A 20,723-nucleotide genomic window follows, 5' to 3' on the forward strand; every position below is an offset into this window, starting at 1 on the left:
TTGTGGGATATATCCCGATCGTCACGTAATGGGGGAGACGGTTGGGGTGGATGATGAGAGCCAGGCACCGGGTGGTCGCGGCGGCTGTCCTGCTGGTCACCGCGCAGGTCACCGCCTGTAGCACCTGCCAGGGCCTGACGCCGGTGAGCATCTCCTCCCCGACGCGGCAGGCGGCACCGGCATCGGTGCCTCCTCCTCCGGCACCGTTCCTGGCAGCGGTTCCCGCGCCCACCTTCCCCGGCACCATGGCGCTCGGGATCCCGGGGCGGACGGTGCTCGCCGGCTCGCCGAGGATCCTCCCCGGGAAGCTCACGCGCACTCTCGACGGCCTTCTCGTCAGGTACGGCGGTGGCCGGACCGCGGTCTCGGTGCGCGACCTGACCACGGGCCGGCGCTACCGCTACCACCGTGCCCTCCAACTGCCGACGGCCAGCATCTCCAAGGTGAGCATCCTGACGGCACTGCTGCTCGACACACGGTGGCGCGAGCTCGGCGATCAGGCGAGGTCCGACGCGAGGCACATGATCCGCTTCGGCGACGATGGAGCGGCCGACCGGCTGTACGAGCGGATCGGCCTGGAGCAGGGGCTGGCCAGTGCGAACCGCAGGCTCGGCCTCAAGCGCACCTACACCCCCGGCGGGCGGTGTGCGGCCCCGAACTGCTGGGACGCCACGCGGAGCACGGCCGAGGACCAGGTACGGCTGGTCAGGGCGCTGGCCACGGGCAGGAGCCCGCTGGCCCCCGCGGAACGCCGGCGGGTGCTCGGGCTGATGGAGCGGGTGACCCCCGGCCAGAAGTGGGGGATCAGTGCGGGGGCGTGCGAGAACGACCAGGTGTCGCTGAAGAACGGCTGGCTGCGGCACGCGTCGAACGGGCGCTGGGTGGTCGTCAGCGCCGGACTGATCCGCGGGCACGGGCACGACTACGCGGTGGCCGTCCTCACCGAGGACAGTCCGAGCATGAGTGCCGGCATCGCCAAGGTCGAGGGCGTGGCCGCACGCGTCATGGAAGCCTTCAGGGGTGAACACGGCTGCGAGCCGGACGCGAACTGAGCGGCGGGTATCCGCTAAGGGGTCCTGTCGACCAGCCGGTAGCCCACTCCGCGCACGGTCTGGATCAGCTGGTCGTCGGTATCGCCCAGACGCGCGCGGAGACGCTTGACGTGTACCGCGATGGTGTTGGTCGAGGCGGTGTCCGTGGAGTTCCAGACATGCCTCATGATCTGCTCCCGCGTCACGGTGCGGTGCGCGTTACGCATCAGGTAGTGCAGCAGCTCGAACTCGCGCAGCGGCAGGTGGACGATCCGGCCGCCGACCGTGACCTGGTAGGCGTTGACGTCGAGTTCCACCTTGCCGACCACGAGCACCCGGCGGGCCCCGGGCTCGCCGGTGAACGCGGCGTGGACCAGGGGCAGCAGCTCGGGCACCCGGTAGGGGCGGGCCACGCACGCGGTGGCCCCGGCGGCCAGCGCCTGGACGGCCTGCTGGGCGTGTCCCTCGCCCACGCCCAGCAGGACGGGGATCGCCCGCGTCAGCCGTACCGCGCGGACGAACTCCACAGCCCCCAGGATCGGCAGTGAGGCGCTGACGAGAACGACGTCGGGCCGTAGCGCCCCGGCCTGCAGGAGAGCCTGGGCGCCGTCGGTGACGCCCGTGACCCGCACCCCTTCGCGTTCCAGGGCCGCGGACAGGTCATGGACCATGGCCGCTTCCGGATCGGCCACCAGCAGTATGGGTGCCGTCCGTCTGTCCCCTTCCACTTCTGGTGCCGTCTGCGGCTGGAGCACCCGGATCCTCCAATGTGGGTCAGCCGAAGCGACCGGTGATGTAATCCTCGGTCCGCTTGTCAGTGGGGTTGGTGAAGATGCGGCTGGTCTCGTCGAACTCCACCAGGCGGCCGTGCCGCACGCCGGCTCCGTCGACCTCGGCGGTGAAGAAGGCGGTACGGTCGGAGACACGGGCGGCCTGCTGCATGTTGTGGGTGACGATGACGATCGTGTAGTCGCGCGTCAGCTCCTGCATCAGGTCTTCGATCTTGGTGGTCGCGATCGGGTCCAGGGCCGAGCAGGGCTCGTCCATCAGGATGACGTCGGGCTTCACCGCGATCGCCCTGGCGATGCACAGGCGCTGCTGCTGCCCGCCGGACAGGGAGAGCGCGTTCTGCTTGATCTTGTCCTTGACCTCGTCCCAGAGCGCCGCCTTGGTCAGCGCCTCCTCGACGATCTCGTCCATGTTGCCCTTGATCCCGTTGACCCGGGGACCGTAGGCGATGTTGTCGTAGATCGATTTGGGGAAGGGGTTCGGCTTCTGGAAGACCATGCCGATCCGGCGGCGGACCTCGATCGGGTCCACGTGGTCGCCGTACAGGTTCTCGTCGTGGTACAGGATCTCGCCGACCGCGCGGGCGCCAGGGATCAGGTCGTTCATCCGGTTGAAGCAGCGGAGCACCGTGCTCTTGCCGCAGCCGGACGGGCCGATCATGGCCGTGATCTCACGGTTGCCGATGGTCATGTCGACCCCGCGTACCGCCTCGTAGTCACCGTAGAAGACGCTGAGGTTGGAGACGGTGAAGACCGGGTCGAGGGCCTCGATGGTACGGGGGACTTCGGGGCCGCGCACGTTCACATTCGGCACGGAAATTCCAATCTCGGACATTTCTTACCTCACCAGCGCTTCTGGTAGCGGTTACGGAGCCAGATGGCGACCGAGTTCATCAGGAGCAGGATCGCCAGCAGGATCACGATCGCCGCGGAGGCGAGGACGCTGAACTCCTCCTGGGGCCGGCTGATGAAGCTGTAGATCTGCAACGGCAGGACGGTGAAACTGCTCCAGACGCCCTCGGGGTTGAACCGGACCAGCGTCGCGGCGCCGAGCATCAGGAACGGGGCCGCCTCGCCGATCGCACGGGAGAGGGCCAGGATCGAGCCCGTCGCGATGCCTGGGATCGACGCCGGGAGCACCTGGCGGTAGATGGTCTGCCACTGGGTCGCGCCCAGTGCCAGCGAGCCCTCGCGAATGGACGGGGGCACCGCGCGGATGGCCTCACGCGCGGAGATGATGACGATGGGCAGTACGAGCAGCGAGATGGTGACCGCGCCGGTCATGACCGTGAAGCCGAACTGCAGCCAGCGAGCGATGATGCCCAGGCCGAGGATGCCGTAGACGATCGAGGGAACGGCCGCCAGGTTGGAGATGTTCAGCTCGATCAGCCTGTTGTACCACTTGGTCTTGTCGGCGTACTCCTCAAGGTAGATCGCCGCGAGGATCCCGGTGGGCAGGGCCATGACCGCGGTCAGCGCGATGATCCACAAAGTGCCCAGGATGCCCGACTGAATGCCCGAGGTCTCCGGGCGGCGGATCGAGGGCTGGTTCTCCCAGAGCATCGAGTTGAGCCGCGGCCAGCCCTTCTCGACGACGTAGAGCAGCAGCATGGCCAGGAACGCCAGAGCGATCGCGAGACTGGCCATCAGCGCGATGCGGAAGAGGTGCTCCTTGAGCGGACGTCCCTTGCTCGCCAGTTGCACGGCCGAACGCGGGGTGGAGAGGATGGCCATCAGTCGTAGACCTCGCGATACTTCTGGACCATGCGGGCGCTGAGGTAGTTCATCGCGAAGGTGATCACGAAAAGCAGGGAACCCACCGCGAAGATGGTCTTGTAGGCGATCGAGCCGACCGAGGCGTCGCCGGAGCCGGCCTGGGCGATGAAGGCCGCCATCGTGGACATCTCATTGCCCGGGTAGAGCGTGAAGACGGACTTGAAGCCGCCCGCGATCGCGACGATCATCGTCTCGCCCGCGGCCCGGGAGATCGCCAGGATGATGGCGGCGACGATGCCGGAGAACGCGGCGGGGACGACGACGCGCACCGAGGTGAGCATCTTGGACGCGCCGAGGGCGTACGAGCCCTCGCGCAGGCCGTTCGGCACCGCGGCCATCGAGTCCTCCGACAGCGACGCGACGATCGGAATGATCATCACGCCGACCAGGAGGCCGGCGGCGAGCGCGTTCTTGGCCTCCAGGTCCAGGAAGGGGAAGAGGTACCTGAGCAGCGGCGTGACGAAGGTGAGGGCGAAGAAGCCGAAGACCACCGTCGGAACGCCCGCGAGAACCTCCAGCACCGGCTTGAAGATCTTGCGAGTCCTGCGGGAGGCGTACTCCGACAGGTAGATCGCCGCGGCCAGACCTAGCGGCACGGCGACCACGACGGCGATGAGGGTGATCTCCACGGTCGCGACGATGAGCGGCCAGACACCGAACGCCGGCGGGTTGAACAGCGGTCCCCAGTCGGTGGACCCGAAGAACTCGCCGATGCTCACCGTGGCGAAGAACTCGACGGTCGGTTCGAGGAGTGCGATGACGATGCCGATCGTGGTCGCCACCGACACCATGGCGGCGGTCAGGAGAACGGCCTTGACCAGGAACTCGCCGTAACGCGGGCGCGACCGCGCCAGGGACCCCTGGGTCCCTGGAACGGTCGTGCGGTGCTGTGCCGACATCAGCCGGCGCTCTTCAGCGACGTGATGTCAGCCTTGAGCTTGGCCTCCTGCTCGGCGTTCAGCGGGACGAACTTGGCGTCCTTGGCGATCGCGTTGATGTTGGACGCGTAGTAGTCGAGGAAGGCCGCGACCTCGGGCCGCTTCGCCGCGGCGGTGGAGGGGTAGATGAACAGCGGGCGGGAGAGCGGGGTGTACTTGCCACCCTGGGCCGCCTCGACGCTCGGGGCCACGCAACCGCTGCCCGAGTCGATCTCCACGGCCTTCAGCTTGTCGGCGTTCTCCTCGAAGTAGGTGAAGCCGAAGTAGCCCAGACCACCCTTGGCACCCGAGACACCGGTGACGATGTCGTTGTCGTTCTCGCTCGGGCTGTAGTCCTTGCGGCTGGCACCCTCCTCACCGTTGATCTCGTCGGTGAAGTAGTCGAAGGTGCCGGAGTCGGTGCCGGGGCCGTAGAGCTTCAGCGCCTCTGCGGGGAACTTGGCGTCGACGTCCTTCCAGGTCTTGATCTTGCCCTCGGCCGCCGGCTCCCAGATCTTCTTGAGCTGGTCGGTGGTGAGGCAGGTGGCCCAGTCGTTCTCCTTGGGAACCACGACGGTCAGCGCGTCGGTCGCCACCGTGAGTTCGGTGAACGTGATGCCCTTCGCCTCGCAGGCCGCCTTCTCCTCGTCCTTGATGGCGCGGGAGGCGTTCGAGATGTCGGTCTCACCGGCGCAGAACTTCTCAAAGCCGCCGCCGGTGCCCGAGGTGCCGACCGGCACCTTCACCTGCGGCTGCTCCTCGCCGAAGAGCTCGGAGGCGGCCTGGGTGAGGGGAGCCACGGTGCTGGAACCGTCGATCTTGACTTCGCCGCTCAGAGCCGCGCCCGCCTCGGTGGCTGGGGCGGCGGACGAGGTGCTTCCGTCACTGCTGGGCTTGGCGTCGCCACCGCATGCGGCCGCGAGCGAAACGACGAGCGCGGCCGTCGCCACCGCGCTGAGGCGGCGCTGTCCACTGGTCACGGTATGTTCCTTCTCCGTAGTGAGATCCGTTCTCGATGTCTTCGATGAAACTGGGGCAAAGTGAACGGAAGTGAAACGAGCCGTGACCGGCACCGGAAGAGGTGAACCCACGGATGTGAATACCTGGGCTTTGGCAGGATTTTCGTCCTGGCTTGCACCCGCGTAGGGCCCTTGGGCTGCGCCTTGGAAGGTTTTGCCGGAAATATGACCTGGTGGGCGGGGAAGGGGCGCCGGATCGCCCTCGCTCCCGGCCTCGGTACTCGCGGATCTGGTGATCCGTTCACCCTCCCGACATCCCGGGGAAGGTGAACGGACACGGTCCGGGATGGGCCAACGGGTACGGCGAGTACCCGGGTGTGCGCGGAAGGCCGTACGGCGCCCGGAAAGGGACTAAACGGGGAAGGTGAGCGGCCCGCTGCCGAGGCGCTCGAGGACCTTGGTGTGCAGGGGGCCGTTGCTGCACAGCAGGCTGCCGCCGTCGATGTCGGGGACACCCGACAGGTCGGTCCAGATGCCGCCCGCCTCCTCGATGATCACGGTCAGCGCCGCGATGTCCCAGGGGGAGAGTTCAGGCTCCGCCGACACGTCGACCGCCCCCTCGGCGACCATCATGTGTGACCAGAAGTCACCGTAGGCGCGGCTGCGCCAGACGGAACGGTTCAGGTCGAGGAACGCGTCGAGCTTCCCGGCCTCCTCCCAGCCACCGAGGCTGGAGTAGGAGAACGACGCGTCCTCCAGGTAGGCGACGGAGGAGACCTGGCAGCGCGTGGCCTTGGTGAGGCTCTTGCCGGCCCAGGCGCCGCCGTCGCGGGCGGCCCACCAGCGGCGGCCGAGCGCGGGGGCCGAGACCAGGCCCACAACGACGCGGCCCTGGTCCACCAGGGCGATGAGCGTGGCCCAGACGGGCACTCCGCGCACGTAGTTCTTGGTGCCGTCGATCGGGTCGATGATCCACGAGCGCTCGCCGTAGCCGCTCTTGCCGAACTCCTCGCCGATGATGGTGTCGCGAGGACGGGCCCGGCCAAGGGTCGCGCGGATCGCCTGCTCGGTCGCCTGGTCGGCATCGCTCACCGGTGTGAGGTCAGGCTTGTTCTCCACCCGCAGGTCCAGGGCCTTGAACCGACGCATGGTCAGATCGTCGGCCGCGTCGGCCATGACGTGCGCGAGGCGAAGATCGTCGTTATAACCCGTCACGGAGGCCAACGCTATCGCGTTGGTGACCGAATTGAGGAGAGTGGGGCCGCTCGTTCCTCGCGAGTTGCCGGCGACGCTGACGCGTCGCGGTTCGGGCCTGCCCTTGGCGACGCTGACGCGTCGCGGTTCGGCCGCTCTTACCCGGCTCCTTCCCTCGTCGAGGGAGGCCGCTCGTACCTCGCGACCTCCCTCTCCTCAGTCCAGTCGCCGGCGCGGCCTCACGGGTAGTCCCCAAGGGAGGGCATGGGGCACGTCCCTGAGGTGCTTCTTGGCCCGGTTGTCGGCGCGTGCTCGTGGTGTTTGTTGGGGTTAGTCGTCGTCGGGGGCGCCTTCGCGGCTGGCGAGGAGGCGGCGTAGGGAGGTCAGGCGGGCCTGGTCGGCGTGGTCGGCGGCTACCCAGGCGTCCAGGGCGCACTCCTCTGAGAGGTGATTGCAGCCCTTCGGACATTGGATGGTGCCCTCGATCAGGTCGGGAAAGCCGGCCAGGACCGTCTCCACCGAGACATGGGCCAGACCGAAGCTGCGCACCCCGGGGGTGTCGATGATCCAGCCGCTCTCCGGCAGTTCGAGGGCGACGGCGGAGGTGGAGGTGTGACGGCCCCGGCCGGTCACCGCGTTCACATGTGAGACGGCCCGGTTGGCGTCCGGTACCAGGGCGTTGACCAGGGTTGACTTACCCACCCCGGAATGGCCGACGAGCACGCTGATCCGGCTCTTGAGGCGCTCCCGCACCTCCACCAGGTCGCCGCCCTTGGAGACCACCACGTACGGCACGCCGAGGGGGGCGTACAGCGAGACCAACTCGTCGGGCGAGGCGAGGTCGGACTTGGTGAGGCAGAGCAGCGGCTCGATGTCGGCGTCGAAGGCCGCGACCAGCATCCGATCGATCATGCGGGGCCGGGGCGGCGGATCGGCCAGGGCCGTCACGATGACGAGTTGGTCGGCGTTGGCGACCACGGGGCGCTCGATGCCGTCGGTGTTGTCGGTGTCGTCCGCGGAGCGGCGGAGCATGGAGGCACGGGGCTCGACCCGCACCACGCGGGCCAGCGTGTCGGTCATCCCGGAGACGTCGCCCACCAGGGCCACCCGGTCGCCGACCACGATTCCCTTGCGGCCCAGCTCGCGCGCCTTCATCGCGACCACGACCCGGCCGCTCATCACGGCGCCCTCCGCCTGGTCCCGCTTGCGGCGGCGCCCACGCTCGCCTTCCGACTCGACCAGGCACGTGTAGCGCCCGCGGTCGACGGCGACCACGAACGCCGGGACCGCGTTCTCATGGGCAGGACGGATCCGGGTCCGGGGCCGAGATCCCTTTCCCGGCCTGACCCTGACGTCGTCCTCGTCGTACTCGCGCTTTCTCAGTTTCTCCGCCTTGTCCGGCCCGGTGCGCCCCGCTAAGGGCCGCGACTACCGGGCGCCTCCTGGGCCTGCCGGCCGGTCGCCCCTCACCGCGCGCCGCGCAGCATGTCCGCCCACATCGAGGCGAACTCGGGGAGGGTCTTACCCGTGGTGGCGATGTCCTCCACCTCGACGCCGGGCACGGCCAGCCCGATGACCGCTCCGGCGGTGGCCATCCGGTGGTCGGCGTAGGAGTGGAACACGCCGCCGGTGAGCGGTCGGGGCCGGATCTCCAGGCCGTCCTCGGTCTCGTTCGCGTCGCCGCCGAGACCGTTGATCTCCGCGACCAGAGCGGCCAGCCGGTCGGTCTCGTGCCCGCGGATGTGGGCGACACCGCTGATCCTGCTGGGGGAGTCGGCGAGAGCGGCCAGCGCGGCGATCGTCGGGGTCAGCTCGGCCACGTCGCGCAGGTCGGCCTCGATTCCGGTGATCCGCCCGGTACCGGTGACCGCCAGCCCTTCGGGGGTGTGCTCCACCGAGGCGCCCATGTCGGCCAGCAGCGTGCGCAACTGGTCACCCGGCTGGGTCGTCCGCACGGGCCAGTCGGGAATGGTGACCGTGCCGCCTGTCACCATGGCGGCGGACAGGAACGGTGCCGCGTTGGACAGGTCGGGCTCGACCGTGAAGTCCCTTGCTCCGATGGGGCCGGGCTCGACCCGCCAGACGTCCGGCTCGGAGTCGTCCACCACGACGCCGAACTCGCGCAGCATTTGAACGGTCATCCGGATGTGCGGCTGCGAGGGAATCGGTGGGCCGTCGTGGCGTACCGTCACGCCCTTCTCGAAGCGCGCGGCGGTCAGCAGCAGGCCGGAGAGGAACTGAGAGGAGCCCGACGCGTCGAGCCTGACCTCGCCGCCGGTCAGCGGCCCCCTGACGGTGAAAGGCAGCGCGTCGCCGGTCACCTCGGCGCCGAGGGCGCGCAGGGCGCGCAGGATCGGGCCCATCGGGCGCTTGCGCGCGTGCGGGTCGCCGTCGAAGAACACCTCACCCCTGGCCAGTGCCGCCATGGGCGGCACGAAGCGCATGACCGTGCCCGCCAGTCCCACGTCGATGTGGGCGCCGCTGATGACGGGGCCGGGCGTGATCGCCCAGTCGACGCTTGAGGCGCTCTCGTTGGAGGGGGTCATCGTCGCGCCCAGTGCCCGCAGCGCGTCCGCCATCAGATCGGCGTCGCGGCTGCGCAGCGCCAGCCGCACCGTGCCTGGTCCCTCGGCCAGCGCGGCGAGCAGCAGCGCGCGGTTGGTCACGGACTTCGATCCGGGCAGGGGAACGGTCGCGCGGACGGGTTCGGTCGCGGTCGGCGCGGGCCACAGCGGAACGGACATGCCCAAAAGCCTAGCTGTGTTGATGGCGACGCTGCGCGTCGCGGTGAGGCCGCTCTTACCCGGCTCCTTCCCTCGTCGAGGAAGGCCGCTCGTTCCTCGCGACCTTCCTCTCCTCGGTCCAGTCGCCGGCGCGGCCTCACGGGGAGTCCCCAAGGGAGGGCATGGGGCATGTCCCCTGGGGCGCTTCTTGGGGCGGGTGAACGGCCTGCCCCTTCTGGGAAGGAGTGAGGCCGCGCGGCCTCACGGGTCGTCCCTTGGGAAGAGGAGGGTGGGCATTTCCCCGTGGGGTTTTTCGGCGTGCTGTGGCAGGGCGTGGCAGGGTGGGGATATGTGCGGGAGATACGCGTCTACGCGGGACAAGCACGAGTTGCTGGAGGAGTTCCAGGTCGAGCTTGACGGCGCGGCCGACGACGAACTCAGGCCCGACTACAACGTCGCGCCCACGAAACCGGTGTACGCGGTGATGAGCCGGGTGCCGAAGGCCGATCCGGACGGCCGGCCGGTCCGGCAGCTCCGCGTGGTCCGCTGGGGACTGGTCCCGGCCTGGGCCAAGGACCCTTCCATCGGCTCAAAGATGATCAACGCGCGGGTGGAGACGGTGGCGGAGAAACCCGCCTACCGCAAGGCCTTCGCGGAGCGCAGGTGTCTGCTGCCCGCCGACGGCTATTTCGAGTGGGTCGTGCTCGACGAGAAGGACGCCAAGGGCAGGCCGAAGAAGCAGCCCTACTTTGTCCGCCCCGCCGACGGCGGCGTACTGGCCATGGCGGGGCTGTACGAGTTCTGGCGGGACCGGGGCCGGGCCGAGGAGGACCCGCTCTCCTGGCTGGTGACCTGCACGATCATCACGACCGACGCCGTGGACGAGGCCGGTGCGGTACACGACCGGATGCCGATGCTGATCGAGCGCGACCGGTGGGGTGAGTGGCTCGACCCGGGAGTGACCGACGCGCGGGAGTTCCTGATCCCCGCGGGCTCCACCGGGCTGGAGGTCTACCCGGTCTCCACCGCGGTCAACTCGGTGCGCAACAACAGCCCCGAGCTCGTCGAGCCGCTGCGGTAGAGGAGGGCGGCCGTCGGCCGCTCTTCTGAAAACGCCGGTCGATCCGGTGTAAAACTTCCGCCAAGTGGGCATCCGCTGAGGAAAGCGGTGACTCGCGACGACCGGGCGGGTTCACCGTCGCCAGAACTCACCCCTTGCGCCTGACGGGAGAGTTGGGGATCCCTTCACAGGCCGCCCCCGTTTTCCGGAGGTGCGGATTCGTGGACGTCGCGACCGCGCGCGAGCGCCTGAAGAACATGCTCGCCGAACTTGACCGTTCCATTGGAGTCCTTCGTGGAGATTCACCCGCCGCGGGGGACCGCTCCCCGGCGGACGCCGGTTCCGAGCTGACCGACTCCGACCGCAACCGGGCACTGCTGGAGGGGGCCACCCGGCACCGGGGTTCGGTGATCGAAGCACTCAGGCGGATGGACGAGGGGCGCTACGGACTATGTGCGGACTGCGCCGCACCCGTCCCGGAGGGCAGGCTGGAGGCACGCCCCGAAGCCGCCCGCTGCCTCCAGTGCCAGTCCAAACGCGAACGCCGCCGCTGACCCCGCCCAGGAAACACCCCGGGGACATGCCCCGTGCCCCTCGGGCTCCTGCTCCCCGGAACCCGCTCACCCGCTCCAGAAGCATTCCTGGGGACGGGCCGCGGGACGACCCGTGAGGCCGCGAGGTCTCTCTCCTCCCCAGGAGGGACGGGCCGTTCACCCAACCCAAGAAGCGCCCAGGGGACGTACCCCATGCCCTCCCTTGGGGACCACCCGTGAGGCCGCGCCGGCGACTGGACTGAGGAGAGCGGGGTCGCGAGGAACGAGCGACCCCGCTCGACGAGGGAAGGAGCCGGATCCCAGCGGCCGAACCGCGACGCGTTAGCGTCGCAATCAACACAGCGTCGCCTTTAACAGGGCCGGCGTGCGCTGGCGACCAAGTGGATGCCCACCGTGTCGTCGTCGTCGGGGTGGGTGTCCAACTCGGTGTTGACCAGCCAGGTGAGCGCCCGGGAGTCGGAGGCGAGCACATGGTCGACGGTCGAAGGGGACAGCACCGTGCGGGGCCGTACCCACTCGACCTCCAGGCCCGCCTCGGTGAGCAGCTCCCGGAGCTGGGCGCTGCTGAAGCAGCGGGTGATGCTGCCGTCGGGCCAGGGAACGAGCATGACCTCGCCGGTCTGGCGCAGGTGGGCCCAGTAGTTCTGCTCGGCGAGGATCGCCATCCCCAGCACCAGGGAGTCGACGCAGACCAGTGTCCGGCCGCCGGGACGCAGAACCCTGGCGACATCGTCGATCGCGGACTCGGCCATGAGCTCCACGGACATCGCCCGTTCCTCGGCGAGCACGGCGTCCACGCTGCAGTCGGGCAGGAAGCGCAGGTCGTCGGCGCGTACCTGGCTGACCTTGGAGATGTCGTGCAGCGGTTGATCGTCCGCGGGCCGGCGGAAGTCGACCATCTCGATCACCCGGTGTCCCGCCTTCGCCGCCTGGACGGCCCAGCGGCCGTTGCCGCAGGACATGTCGAGGACGGTGGAGGGGGTTTCCGGCAGCCATCGACTCAGTTGCTCGGCCACGACCGCGTGATAAAAGGTCCAGTACGGCCCGAGCGCACCTGAGCCGTTCAGCTCTTCGGCCGGGATGGGCAGCACAAGCAGCTCCTGGCGTCGGGAGGATCCGGTGGTCTTTGATTACCTACCGGTACGTATCTTCTTTTCCCCGTACCGGGTCGTTCGTCACCTTCTATCTTGCGGGAACAGATGACCGGACGAGCGTGTTGCAAGCGGACAACGCACGATCCTTTCGGAGGTTGGCAAGCAGATGCTCGCCTTGATCGAACCCGTCACCCGCCCCGGTGATCGGGCCATCCCCGGTGAGCGGGTATCCTCCGCTCAGTACGGTGTCCCGCGTCAGCAGGACTCCGGCGATCTTAAGGGGGTGGGTCCGGTCCCTGCGACAGACGAGGAGACTCTGGAGCAGCGGAGCACACGGTTCGAGCGGGATGTCATGCCCTATCTCGACCAGCTCTACTCCGCCGCACTTCGGATGACCCGGAACCCCGCGGACGCCGAGGACCTTCTTCAGGAGACCTTCGCCAAGGCGTTCGCGTCCTTCCACCAGTTCCAGCAAGGCACGAACCTCAAGGCGTGGCTTTACCGAATCCTGACCAACACCTTCATCAACAGTTACCGCAAGAAGCAGCGGGAGCCCAAGCAGTCGGGCGCCGAGGAGATCGAGGACTGGCAGCTGGCCAGGGCCGAGTCGCACACCTCGGCGGGGTTGAAGTCGGCGGAGGCCGAGGCGCTGGAGCACCTCCCGGACACCGACGTGAAGCGGGCGCTGGCCGCGCTTCCTGAGGAGTTCCGCATCGCGGTCTATCTCGCCGACGTCGAGGGCTTCCCGTACAAGGAGATCGCGGACATCATGGGGACCCCCATCGGGACTGTGATGTCGCGGCTGCACCGTGGCCGTCGCCAGCTGCGGACCCAACTGGAGGACTACGCCCGCGAGCGTGGCCTGGTTCCCGCGGAAGGTGCGAAGTGAGCGAGCGAGACAGGAACGGCGATCCCGCCCCGGCGGCCTCGACACCCCTGGGTGAGGTGATCGCATGAGCTGTGGCGAGCACCACGACACCGACTGTCGTGAGGTCCTGGACAAGGTCTACACCTACCTGGACGGCGAGCTCGACGAGCGCAACTGCGCGGACATCCGCCAGCACCTGGACGAGTGCCACCCCTGCCTGGAGGAGTACGGCCTGGAACAGGTCGTCAAGCAACTCGTGGCCAAGCACTGCGGCTGCGACCAGGTTTCGGAAGACCTGCGGGCCAAGGTGCTCAGCCGGATCGACCAGGTACGCTCCGAACTCGCCCACTGACCTCTCCGGAGCTTCCGTACGGTCGTGGTCGTCGCGTGTGCCGAGGGACTGCCGGGTCCACCCGGCAGGTGAACCGCTTCCCTGTTATGGTTCCTGGGTTCGAAACGGTCATGACCTGGCCGTCGGTTCCCTCGGTCCAGGGAACCGAGAAGCCGCTCCCCTCGTGGAGCCGAGGAGTCACACGACGATGGGGGTTGCTCATGCGCATACTCGTGACCGGTGGGGCGGGGTTCATCGGATCCACCCTCGTTGACCGGCTGCTGGCCGACGGGCACGAGGTCGCGGTGGTGGACGACCTGTCCGGCGGTGACCGCGGCAACCTGGTCCGCGCCGCGGAGAGTCCCCTGTTCGCCCTGCACGTGATGGACGTCCGGGACCCGGCCCTGATCGGCCTGGCGGCCGAGTGGAGACCCGAGGTCATCTGCCACCTCGCCGCGCAGATCAGCGTGCGCAAGAGCGTGGCCGACCCGGTGCACGACGCCAGGCTCAACGTCGAGGGCACCGTGTCGGCCCTGACGGCCGCCCACCACGGGGGCACCCGCAAGGTCGTCTTCGCCTCCTCGGTCGCGGTCTACGGCAGGCCGGAGGTCATCCCGGTCTCCGGCGGCGCGGCGACCGACCCGCGCTCTCCGTACGCGGCCTCCAAGCTCAGCGCGGAGACCTACCTGGCCACGTTCAAGGCGCTCCACGGCATCGACTACACCACGCTGGTGCTCGCCAACGTGTACGGCCCGCGCCAGTCGCCGGACGGCGAGGCGGGGGTGGTCGCCATCTTCACGGACGCGTTGCTCAACGGCACCCCCACGGTGGTGTACGGCGACGGCACCCAGACTCGCGACTACATCTTCGTCGACGACGTGGTCGACGGCTTCGCCCGCGCCTGTGGTGCCAAGGGCGGCGGTGGCCGTTTCAACCTGGGCACCGGAGTCGAGACCACCGACCGGAGGCTGCACTCGCTGGTCGCCGCGGCGGCGGGGGCCGCCGACGAGCCGGGTGCGGCCCCGGCACGCCTGGGAGACCTCCCGGCCATGGCCGTCGATCCGGCCGACGCCTTCGACGAGCTCGGCTGGCGCCCCCAGACGGACCTGGCCACGGGCCTGAAGGCCACGGTCGACTGGGCGAGGGCCAGGATCACGAGCCTGTGATCCCGCAAAGCACCCTCACCTCGTGAGACCGCACCGCAGACCGGGACAGCGCCCAGGGGAGTCCCTCAAGAATTTTCCCGATGGACTACCCGTGAGGCCGCGCCGGCGACTGGACTGAGGAGAGGGAGGTCGCGAGGAACGAGCGGCCTCCCTCGACGAGGGAAGGAGCTGGACAAGAGCGGCCTCACCGCGACGCGTTAGCGTCGCCGTAGGCAGGCCCGAACCGCGACGCGTCAGCGTCGCCAACAGCACGTGATTGACTGATTACGCTTTGCTTGCGATTGGTCGTCTCGCCCTCCTGATCTGGCTCGCTTCTGTAGCCTGAGTGCGAAATCGACGTGGAGGCAGCGCATGTTGAAGGAAACGGTCGGCCCGGCCCATCCCGGGATCTCCTGGACCTGAACGCGCGCCCTTCGGAGCCCTAGGGTGGCCGCTTTGCGTGGACTGCCGTGGTTTGCCAAGGTCTATCTGATCCTTGTCATCGGAGCCGCCTTCGTGCTGCTCGGATACAGCATGGCGGCGGACGCTCGTCTGGGTCGGCTCGACTGGTCCAACCTCATGGTGCTTGCCCTGCTGTTCCTGGTGTGCGAATCGGTGCCCACCCTGCTGCACGTCAGGCAGGCGGCGGTGTCGGTCAGCTTCTCCGCCGTGCTCGCCGCGGTGGTGCTGCTCGGCCCCGAGGGGGCGGCGCTGGTCGGCATGACCGCCATGTTCAGCGTGCGGCCCGGCCTGCCGCTGGTGAAGCGGTTGTTCAACAGCGCCCAGTTCGCCATCTGCGGCTACGTCGCGGGCCGGGTCTACGTGGCGCTCGGTGGCAGGGCCGAGGTACCCACCATCGCCGGATTCGACGAGATCATCGTGCCGTTCGCGGGCGCGGCGGCCGTCTTCGTGCCCCTCAACTTCGTCCTGATCGCGTTCGTGCTGGCGTTCACGGGCCAGGCTCACCAGGTGCCGCTGCGTGGCGTGGCCCAGTTCATGGTCTCCTACTTCGGTTACGCCACTTTCGGCCTGCTGATCGCGGGGTTGTGGGCCACGGTCAACTCGATCTCCGCGGTGCTCGTGCTGCTCCCGCTCTTCGTGGCCCGCTGGGCCTTCGGCCAGTACCTCGCGCAGCAGCGCTCCTACGACGCCACGATCGCCGCGCTCTGCCAGGCGGTGGAGACCAAGGACTACTACACACGCGGCCACTGCACCCGAGTCTCCCTGGCCGCGGGAATGATCGCCGAGGAGATCGGCATGAGGTCCGAGCGGTTGCGCGCGATCCGCTACGCCGGGATGCTCCACGACGTGGGCAAGCTGGGCGTGCCGACCAAGGTGCTGCAGAAGGACGGCCCGCTCAGCGAGGAGGAGTTCGCGGCCATCCAGCTCCATCCGATGCGCGGGCTGGAGATCGTGCGCGGCATCGACTTCCTGGACGAGGCGTTCGCCGGGATCATGCATCATCACGAGCGGCAGGACGGCAAGGGCTACCCGATGGGGCTGGCGGGGGACGAGATCCCGGAGTTCGCCAGGATCATCGCGGTGGCCGACGCCTTCGACTCGATGACCTCGGACCGTTCCTACCGCAACGCCCGCTCGCGTGAGGTGGCCATGACCGAGCTGCGCAAGAACGCCGGCACCCAGTTCGACCCGGTGATGGTCGTGGCGTTCATCAAGGCGGTCGACCGTGACGGCTGGGAGCCGCCGCGCACCGTCGGCACGCCCCCGGCGGACGCGGCGGAGACCACCACGAAGGATCACGACGACCCGACCATGCCCATTCAGGTGGTGTCCGAGCGATGAACGGCTCCGGCGCCAACCGGGCTTTCCAGGCGCTCGACTCGGGTCAGCTGCTGCTGATCTGCGCGGCGGGCCTGCTGGCGGTGGCCGGGGTGGCCCACACGGCCGCGACAGGGCTGCTCGATCCCCAGATCGCCGTCGCCTTCGGCGCGTTGATCGCGGTGGGGGAGCTGGCCAGGCTGACCATGCCCGGCAACAGGGAGGTGGCACCGATCGGCGCGGCGGCCGCGCTCGGTTACACGCTCCTGCTGGACATGGGCGGTGTTCCCACCCGGCACTCGGCGCTCCAGGTCGTCGCGGTGCTCTCGGTCGGCATGGTCGCCGGGGCGCTTCCGCACCTCGCGGTGGGCCGTCCACCCCGTCTGGACGCGATGGCGCGCAGGCTGCTCACCGGCGCCCTGCTCGCGCTGGCCTACCGGCCGCTGGCAGGCCCGCTGTTCGACCTGGCCAGAGGCGATGAGAGCGGCTGGTGGCCCGCGCTCGGAGTGATGGCACTGTTCATCCTGCTCATGGTGGTGGCGGACGTGTTGCTGGCCGCCGCGCTCCGGGCCGAGCAGGTGCGTGCCGCCTTCAGGGTGGCCGTTCACGACGAGCTGTGGATGGCGGCGCCGCTGGGGGTCGCCGTCGCGGCCTCGGGCATCCTGCTCGCGCTCGCCTCGCACAGCATGGACATGGCCGCGCTGCTGGTCTTCGCGGCGCCGTTGCTGGTCACCCAGGTCGCCTTCCGCAAGTACGCCGGGATCAGGGCCACCTATCTGCAGACCGTACGAGCGTTGTCGCGGGTCACCGAGGTCGGCGGCTATGTCGAGCCGGGGCACTCCCGCCGGGTGAGCCGCCTGGCGGTGGCGGTCGGGCGAGAGCTCGGCACGGCGGAGCCCGAGCTGCTGGAGCTCGAATACGCCGCGCTCATGCACGACATCGGTCAGCTGTCGTTGCGCGACCCGATTCCCGGCGGTGCCACGGTCCTCACCGACCCCGAGCAGGCGCGGCGCATCGCCGAGTTGGGCGCGGAGGTGATCAAGCAGACCGGGGTGCTGGACCGGGTGGCCGAGATCGTCCGTCGTCAGTGTGACACCTGCGCCGAGACGCCGCCCATGGCCAGCCGCATCATCAAGGCGGCCAACGCCTACGACGATCTCGTGGGTGGTTCCAGTGACCGCGATCGGGCAGGCGCCGCACTGGAGCGCCTCCGTCTCGGCGCGGGCAAGGAGTACGATCCGACGGTCGTCGAGGCGATGGCCAAAGTGATCGACAGGCTGGCCCCGATCCATCGGCTCTAAGCCTCCCCGCGGCTGAACGCCGGCTGCGGCTCTGCCTGGAGTTGCTGTAACGGCCTGGAGTCCGTCGACGGAAAGTACGACACAGGACTGGTGTCTCGGATGCGAGCGTGATCAGCTCTGTCTGGCAAAGTTGAAGAACGTTGAACGATGGGAGTTTCCGGTGGCTGAGATCCGCGCTGAGATGGTGGCGAACGTCTGGAAGGTCCTGGTGGCCGAGGGGGACACCGTCGAGGACGGCGACACCCTGCTCATTCTTGAGTCGATGAAGATGGAGATCCCGGTCCTCACCGAGGACGACGGTGTGATCGCCAAGTTGCAGGTCGCCGAGGGCGACGTCATCCAGGAGGGCGACCTGATCGCCGTTATCGAGTAGTTCCGCCCTCGTTCCCGGGAGCGAGGCGCGCGAGGAAGCGTTCGCGGTCGACGACGACGCGCTCGATGGTTCCGCTCGCGACGACGGCCCTCCGATCGCGGGCGGTGAAGCCGAAGACCAGGCGGCGGCCGTCGACCTCGGTGAGTTCGACGACGACCTCGATGTGCGTGCCGACCGGGCTGGCCGCCAGGTGCTCCAGAGAGACCCGGGTGCCGACGGAGGTCTGGCCGGGGGCCAGAGCCCCCGCGACCGCCTGGAGGGTCGCCTGTTCCGCGAGAGCCAGTACGCGGGGGGTGGCCAGCACGGGGACGTCCCCGCTGCCGACCTTCGCCGCGGTGTCCTCTCTCTCCACCATGGTGAGAAGCCGTGCCTGCAGACCGGGAGCGAGTGCCATGCGCGCCAGCATAGGCTCTGGTCCCGTGACCCCGTACTGCGACCACTGCGGCCGCCCGGAGGGCGAGGCCGACCACGCCGGGTGCCGGGCCGCGCGCGTGATGGAGCCGCCCCGTTACTGTGCCCGCTGCCGCCGCCGGATGGTGGTGCAGGTGACCCCCGGCGGCTGGTCCGCGCGCTGCGCCGAGCACGGTGTGACAAGCGGCTGACGGTGAGCGGCATGCGACCGGCTTTTCCACCCGAATGTGGTTCGGTGAAGTAGATGGCTTTCGCCCCGGTTTACGCCTTATCTTCGTAGACCTGTAGGGTTTTACGGACTTTGCTGATGTGCTGTGGGTTGCCAGTGCGGTACCCGAGTCGACTGTTTCGGGTATGACGCCCGAGTTGCCCCGGGCGCAAGGGTCTGCAAGGTGTACAAGTACGCCCAAAAGTGCCGGGGTTTGTGCGATGCTACGGCACGCGTCTTGTTTGCGAGCCCTACGGCATGCAGGGTTTCGTTACAGCGCCGTGACGGTGCCGCGATGCGAATCCGCTTTGTTGGAGAGCCCTGGCGTAGGAGTGGAGAGGGTTACGGGGGAGTAATGGTGGCCCAAGGCACGACGCTGGCGGGGCGGTATCGCCTGAACACCCGCATCGGCGCCGGTGGTATGGGCGAGGTGTGGAAGGGCGAGGACATGGTCCTGGCCCGCACCGTCGCCGTCAAGGTGCTGCTTCCGGGCCGTACCGATGATCCGGGCTTCCTGGTTCGCTTCCAGGGCGAGGCCAGGGCGATGGCGACGATCAACCACCCCGGGGTCGTCGACGTGTACGACTACGGGGTTCACGAGGTGCCCGGCGCGGGGGCTACGGCGTACCTGGTGATGAAGTTCGTCGACGGTGAGCCGCTCGACCGCCTGCTCGGGCGGCTGCGACGCATCGCCCCCGGCGCCGCGATGGACCTCATCGCCCAGGCGGCCTCGGCGCTGCAGGCGGTCCATGACCAGGGCATCGTTCACCGGGACATCAAGCCGGGCAACCTGCTGGTGCGCTCGGACGGCACCCTGGTGCTCACCGACTTCGGCATCGCCAGGTCCGACACCGCCAGCCGGCTCACCGACGCGGGCATGGTGCTCGGCACCGCCGCCTACTGTGCGCCGGAGCAGGCGGAGGGCGCACCCGTCACCCCCGCGGTGGACATCTACGCGCTGGGCGTGGTGGCGTACGAGTGCCTGGCCGGGCAGCGCCCGTTCGACGGTGACACGCCGGTCACCATCGCGCTCAAGCACATCCGCGAGACGCCGCCGCCGCTGCCGCCAGACGTCCCGCCCGCGATCCGGGCACTTGTGGAGCGCTCCCTCGCCAAGGATCCGGCCCGGCGCTTCCCAAGCGCCATGGCCATGAGCGCCGCCGCGAGGCAGTCGATCCTCCCGCGGGACGCCGAGGCGGGTCCGCAGCAGTCACCGGTCGAGACCGGCTGGCAGGAGCAGGCGTTCGCCGGGCCTCAGACGGGCTGGCAGGGCTCCGCTGCACCTCAGCCAGGACATGGGCCGGCGGGCGGCCGGCAGGGGACCGAGCCACCCGAGGTGCCGGGGTCGGCGCAGGCCACCGAGGCCATTCCCGGCGGGCGCGGCTCCCGCGCGATGAAGAAGCCACGGCGTAAGGGCGGGCTGGTGGCCGTGTCCGCCACGGCGGGCGTGATATGCGTTGGTCTTGTCGCGGTGGCGATCAACGGGCTGGCGGCCTCCACGGTGCCGAAAGACAACATGAACACCCAGTCGACGCCCAGCGTGAGCGAACCGCAGACGCTCACCGCGAAGCCGGTGCAGAAGCGGCGGGTGCCCAACGTGACGGGCCTGACACCGGAGGCGGCCAGAGCGTACCTGAAGAAGGCGGGTCTGAAGGCAACGGTTTTCGGAAACGCCGACACGGGCGGCTCGGAGTGCGCGAAGGTCGTTCAGCAGGATCCCGTCGCCCGGGTCATGTGGGATCCGAGAAAGCCGGTGGAGATCGTGGTGACCGACGATGGCTGTCCGCCATCGACGGAGCCCGCCGCCCCGACCCCGACCTCCACGCCAACGCCGACTCCGACTCCCACGCCGACCCCCACCCCGACGCCAACGCCGACCGCGACGCCGGCGCAGAAGAGGAAGGTGCCGAACGTCGTGGGTCTGACTCCGACGGCGGCCGTGGCACAGCTCAAGGCGGCGGGTCTGAAGGCGAAGGTCAGCGAGAGCGCCGACATCGACCACTCACAGTGCTTGAAAGTGGTTCAGCAGGACCCCGCGCCGAATGCCATGTGGGACTCCAGCAAGCCGGTGGAGATCGTGGTGATCAGTGAGAAGTGCCCACCGACCCCCACACCGACCGCCACACCCACGACCTAGCCGGATGTCCCCCTCCAGGTAGCGAAAGGTCCGGTCAATGCGGTGGCGGATCTCGTCGGCGACAGGCCGACGAG

21 protein-coding genes are annotated in these 20,723 nt (G+C 68.9%); 11 read left to right on the forward strand and 10 right to left on the reverse strand.

Translation table 11 applies throughout. From position 1 onward, the window contains the following. Positions 1-50: 50 nt before the first annotated feature. Positions 51-1,052 carry a serine hydrolase gene (locus tag ACFQVD_RS38980; RefSeq protein WP_343969324.1) on the forward strand — a complete coding sequence of 334 codons (1,002 nt, stop codon included), beginning with the start codon at positions 51-53 and terminating at the stop codon, positions 1,050-1,052. Positions 1,053-1,066: 14 nt separating this feature from the next. On the opposite strand, the gene ACFQVD_RS38985 is transcribed toward ACFQVD_RS38980, so the two are convergent. From ACFQVD_RS38985 to aroA, 8 genes are all read right to left on the reverse strand, one after another. Next, positions 1,067-1,723, reverse strand: a complete 657-nt coding sequence (locus ACFQVD_RS38985; protein ID WP_343969320.1) for a response regulator transcription factor — start codon at positions 1,721-1,723, stop codon at positions 1,067-1,069. A gap of 82 nt (positions 1,724-1,805) precedes the next feature. Then, entirely contained in the window at positions 1,806-2,633 is an 828-nt protein-coding gene (gene pstB, locus ACFQVD_RS38990; protein WP_386273554.1) for a phosphate ABC transporter ATP-binding protein PstB, read from the reverse strand. A 29-nt stretch (positions 2,634-2,662) separates the two neighbouring features. Continuing rightward, complete coding sequence (gene pstA / locus ACFQVD_RS38995; protein WP_343969317.1) at positions 2,663-3,553, reverse strand: phosphate ABC transporter permease PstA; 891 nt, start codon at positions 3,551-3,553, stop codon at positions 2,663-2,665. Next, complete coding sequence (gene pstC, locus ACFQVD_RS39000; RefSeq protein WP_343969314.1) at positions 3,553-4,494, reverse strand: phosphate ABC transporter permease subunit PstC; 942 nt, start codon at positions 4,492-4,494, stop codon at positions 3,553-3,555. Before pstC ends, pstA begins: the two co-directional genes overlap by 1 nt. Next, on the reverse strand, positions 4,494-5,492 hold the full coding sequence (locus ACFQVD_RS39005; protein WP_343969311.1) for a PstS family phosphate ABC transporter substrate-binding protein: 999 nt from the start codon (positions 5,490-5,492) through the stop codon (positions 4,494-4,496). Before ACFQVD_RS39005 ends, pstC begins: the two co-directional genes overlap by 1 nt. 390 nt (positions 5,493-5,882) lie before the next feature. Beyond that, the gene (hisN, locus tag ACFQVD_RS39010) at positions 5,883-6,686 is read right to left on the reverse strand and encodes a histidinol-phosphatase (protein WP_343969307.1); all 804 of its coding nucleotides are present in this window, start codon (positions 6,684-6,686) and stop codon (positions 5,883-5,885) included. A gap of 309 nt (positions 6,687-6,995) precedes the next feature. Further along, positions 6,996-8,048: a ribosome small subunit-dependent GTPase A gene (rsgA, locus tag ACFQVD_RS39015; protein ID WP_343969349.1), complete on the reverse strand. Its 1,053-nt coding sequence runs from the start codon at positions 8,046-8,048 to the stop codon at positions 6,996-6,998. An 83-nt stretch (positions 8,049-8,131) separates the two neighbouring features. Beyond that, the gene (aroA, locus tag ACFQVD_RS39020) at positions 8,132-9,409 is read right to left on the reverse strand and encodes a 3-phosphoshikimate 1-carboxyvinyltransferase (RefSeq protein ID WP_343969304.1); all 1,278 of its coding nucleotides are present in this window, start codon (positions 9,407-9,409) and stop codon (positions 8,132-8,134) included. Between the two features lie 328 nt (positions 9,410-9,737). On the opposite strand from aroA, the gene ACFQVD_RS39025 reads away from it, so the two are divergent. Then, positions 9,738-10,469 (forward strand): SOS response-associated peptidase, encoded by a 732-nt coding sequence (locus ACFQVD_RS39025; RefSeq protein ID WP_343969301.1) that lies wholly within the window; start codon positions 9,738-9,740, stop codon positions 10,467-10,469. A 200-nt stretch (positions 10,470-10,669) separates the two neighbouring features. Further along, positions 10,670-11,002, forward strand: a complete 333-nt coding sequence (locus ACFQVD_RS39030) for a TraR/DksA family transcriptional regulator (protein ID WP_343969298.1) — start codon at positions 10,670-10,672, stop codon at positions 11,000-11,002. Positions 11,003-11,352: 350 nt separating this feature from the next. On the opposite strand, the gene ACFQVD_RS39035 is transcribed toward ACFQVD_RS39030, so the two are convergent. After that, entirely contained in the window at positions 11,353-12,093 is a 741-nt protein-coding gene (locus ACFQVD_RS39035) for a class I SAM-dependent methyltransferase (RefSeq protein ID WP_343969295.1), read from the reverse strand. Positions 12,094-12,379: 286 nt separating this feature from the next. On the opposite strand from ACFQVD_RS39035, the gene ACFQVD_RS39040 reads away from it, so the two are divergent. The 6 genes from ACFQVD_RS39040 to ACFQVD_RS39065 all read left to right on the forward strand — a co-directional run bounded on the left by ACFQVD_RS39040 (position 12,380) and on the right by ACFQVD_RS39065 (position 17,893). Continuing rightward, positions 12,380-12,985 carry a sigma-70 family RNA polymerase sigma factor gene (locus tag ACFQVD_RS39040; RefSeq protein ID WP_343969346.1) on the forward strand — a complete coding sequence of 202 codons (606 nt, stop codon included), beginning with the start codon at positions 12,380-12,382 and terminating at the stop codon, positions 12,983-12,985. Between the two features lie 64 nt (positions 12,986-13,049). Then, positions 13,050-13,316: a mycothiol system anti-sigma-R factor gene (rsrA, locus tag ACFQVD_RS39045; protein WP_030924877.1), complete on the forward strand. Its 267-nt coding sequence runs from the start codon at positions 13,050-13,052 to the stop codon at positions 13,314-13,316. A gap of 200 nt (positions 13,317-13,516) precedes the next feature. After that, on the forward strand, positions 13,517-14,461 hold the full coding sequence (locus ACFQVD_RS39050; protein WP_343969290.1) for an NAD-dependent epimerase/dehydratase family protein: 945 nt from the start codon (positions 13,517-13,519) through the stop codon (positions 14,459-14,461). Between the two features lie 435 nt (positions 14,462-14,896). Further along, complete coding sequence (locus ACFQVD_RS39055) at positions 14,897-16,243, forward strand: HD-GYP domain-containing protein (RefSeq protein WP_343969287.1); 1,347 nt, start codon at positions 14,897-14,899, stop codon at positions 16,241-16,243. After that, positions 16,240-17,520 (forward strand): HD-GYP domain-containing protein, encoded by a 1,281-nt coding sequence (locus ACFQVD_RS39060; RefSeq protein ID WP_343969284.1) that lies wholly within the window; start codon positions 16,240-16,242, stop codon positions 17,518-17,520. Before ACFQVD_RS39055 ends, ACFQVD_RS39060 begins: the two co-directional genes overlap by 4 nt. Before the next feature lie 160 nt (positions 17,521-17,680). Next, positions 17,681-17,893: a biotin/lipoyl-binding carrier protein gene (locus ACFQVD_RS39065; protein ID WP_157594786.1), complete on the forward strand. Its 213-nt coding sequence runs from the start codon at positions 17,681-17,683 to the stop codon at positions 17,891-17,893. Here the strand turns inward: ACFQVD_RS39065 and ACFQVD_RS39070 are convergent. Then, positions 17,883-18,287, reverse strand: coding sequence for a thioesterase family protein (locus ACFQVD_RS39070; RefSeq protein WP_343969278.1), 405 nt, complete (start codon positions 18,285-18,287; stop codon positions 17,883-17,885). The genes ACFQVD_RS39065 and ACFQVD_RS39070 overlap by 11 nt on opposite strands. On the opposite strand from ACFQVD_RS39070, the gene bsaP reads away from it, so the two are divergent. After that, complete coding sequence (gene bsaP, locus ACFQVD_RS39075) at positions 18,286-18,495, forward strand: biotin synthase auxiliary protein BsaP (RefSeq protein ID WP_343969275.1); 210 nt, start codon at positions 18,286-18,288, stop codon at positions 18,493-18,495. The two genes, ACFQVD_RS39070 and bsaP, sit on opposite strands and share 2 nt — an antisense overlap. Positions 18,496-18,867: 372 nt before the next feature. Then, positions 18,868-20,649: a protein kinase domain-containing protein gene (locus ACFQVD_RS39080; protein ID WP_386273567.1), complete on the forward strand. Its 1,782-nt coding sequence runs from the start codon at positions 18,868-18,870 to the stop codon at positions 20,647-20,649. Positions 20,650-20,723: the final 74 nt, after the last annotated feature.

The sequence above is a fragment of the Streptosporangium amethystogenes subsp. fukuiense genome (assembly GCF_042665875.1).
Lineage (GTDB): Bacteria > Actinomycetota > Actinomycetes > Streptosporangiales > Streptosporangiaceae > Streptosporangium > Streptosporangium fukuiense.

What these genes read in the sequence shown, in the direction of transcription:
- ACFQVD_RS38980 (WP_343969324.1), top strand. Translation starts at nt 51, where the DNA reads ATGATGAGAGCCAGGCACCGGGTGGTCGCGGCGGCTGTCCTGCTGGTC.
- pstA (WP_343969317.1), bottom strand. Translation starts at nt 3,553, where the DNA reads ATGGCCATCCTCTCCACCCCGCGTTCGGCCGTGCAACTGGCGAGCAAG.
- pstC (WP_343969314.1), bottom strand. Translation starts at nt 4,494, where the DNA reads ATGTCGGCACAGCACCGCACGACCGTTCCAGGGACCCAGGGGTCCCTG.
- aroA (WP_343969304.1), bottom strand. Translation starts at nt 9,409, where the DNA reads ATGTCCGTTCCGCTGTGGCCCGCGCCGACCGCGACCGAACCCGTCCGC.
- ACFQVD_RS39025 (WP_343969301.1), top strand. Translation starts at nt 9,738, where the DNA reads ATGTGCGGGAGATACGCGTCTACGCGGGACAAGCACGAGTTGCTGGAG.
- rsrA (WP_030924877.1), top strand. Translation starts at nt 13,050, where the DNA reads ATGAGCTGTGGCGAGCACCACGACACCGACTGTCGTGAGGTCCTGGAC.
- ACFQVD_RS39050 (WP_343969290.1), top strand. Translation starts at nt 13,517, where the DNA reads ATGCGCATACTCGTGACCGGTGGGGCGGGGTTCATCGGATCCACCCTC.
- ACFQVD_RS39060 (WP_343969284.1), top strand. Translation starts at nt 16,240, where the DNA reads ATGAACGGCTCCGGCGCCAACCGGGCTTTCCAGGCGCTCGACTCGGGT.
- bsaP (WP_343969275.1), top strand. Translation starts at nt 18,286, where the DNA reads ATGCGCGCCAGCATAGGCTCTGGTCCCGTGACCCCGTACTGCGACCAC.
- ACFQVD_RS39070 (WP_343969278.1), bottom strand. Translation starts at nt 18,287, where the DNA reads ATGGCACTCGCTCCCGGTCTGCAGGCACGGCTTCTCACCATGGTGGAG.
- ACFQVD_RS39080 (WP_386273567.1), top strand. Translation starts at nt 18,868, where the DNA reads ATGGTGGCCCAAGGCACGACGCTGGCGGGGCGGTATCGCCTGAACACC.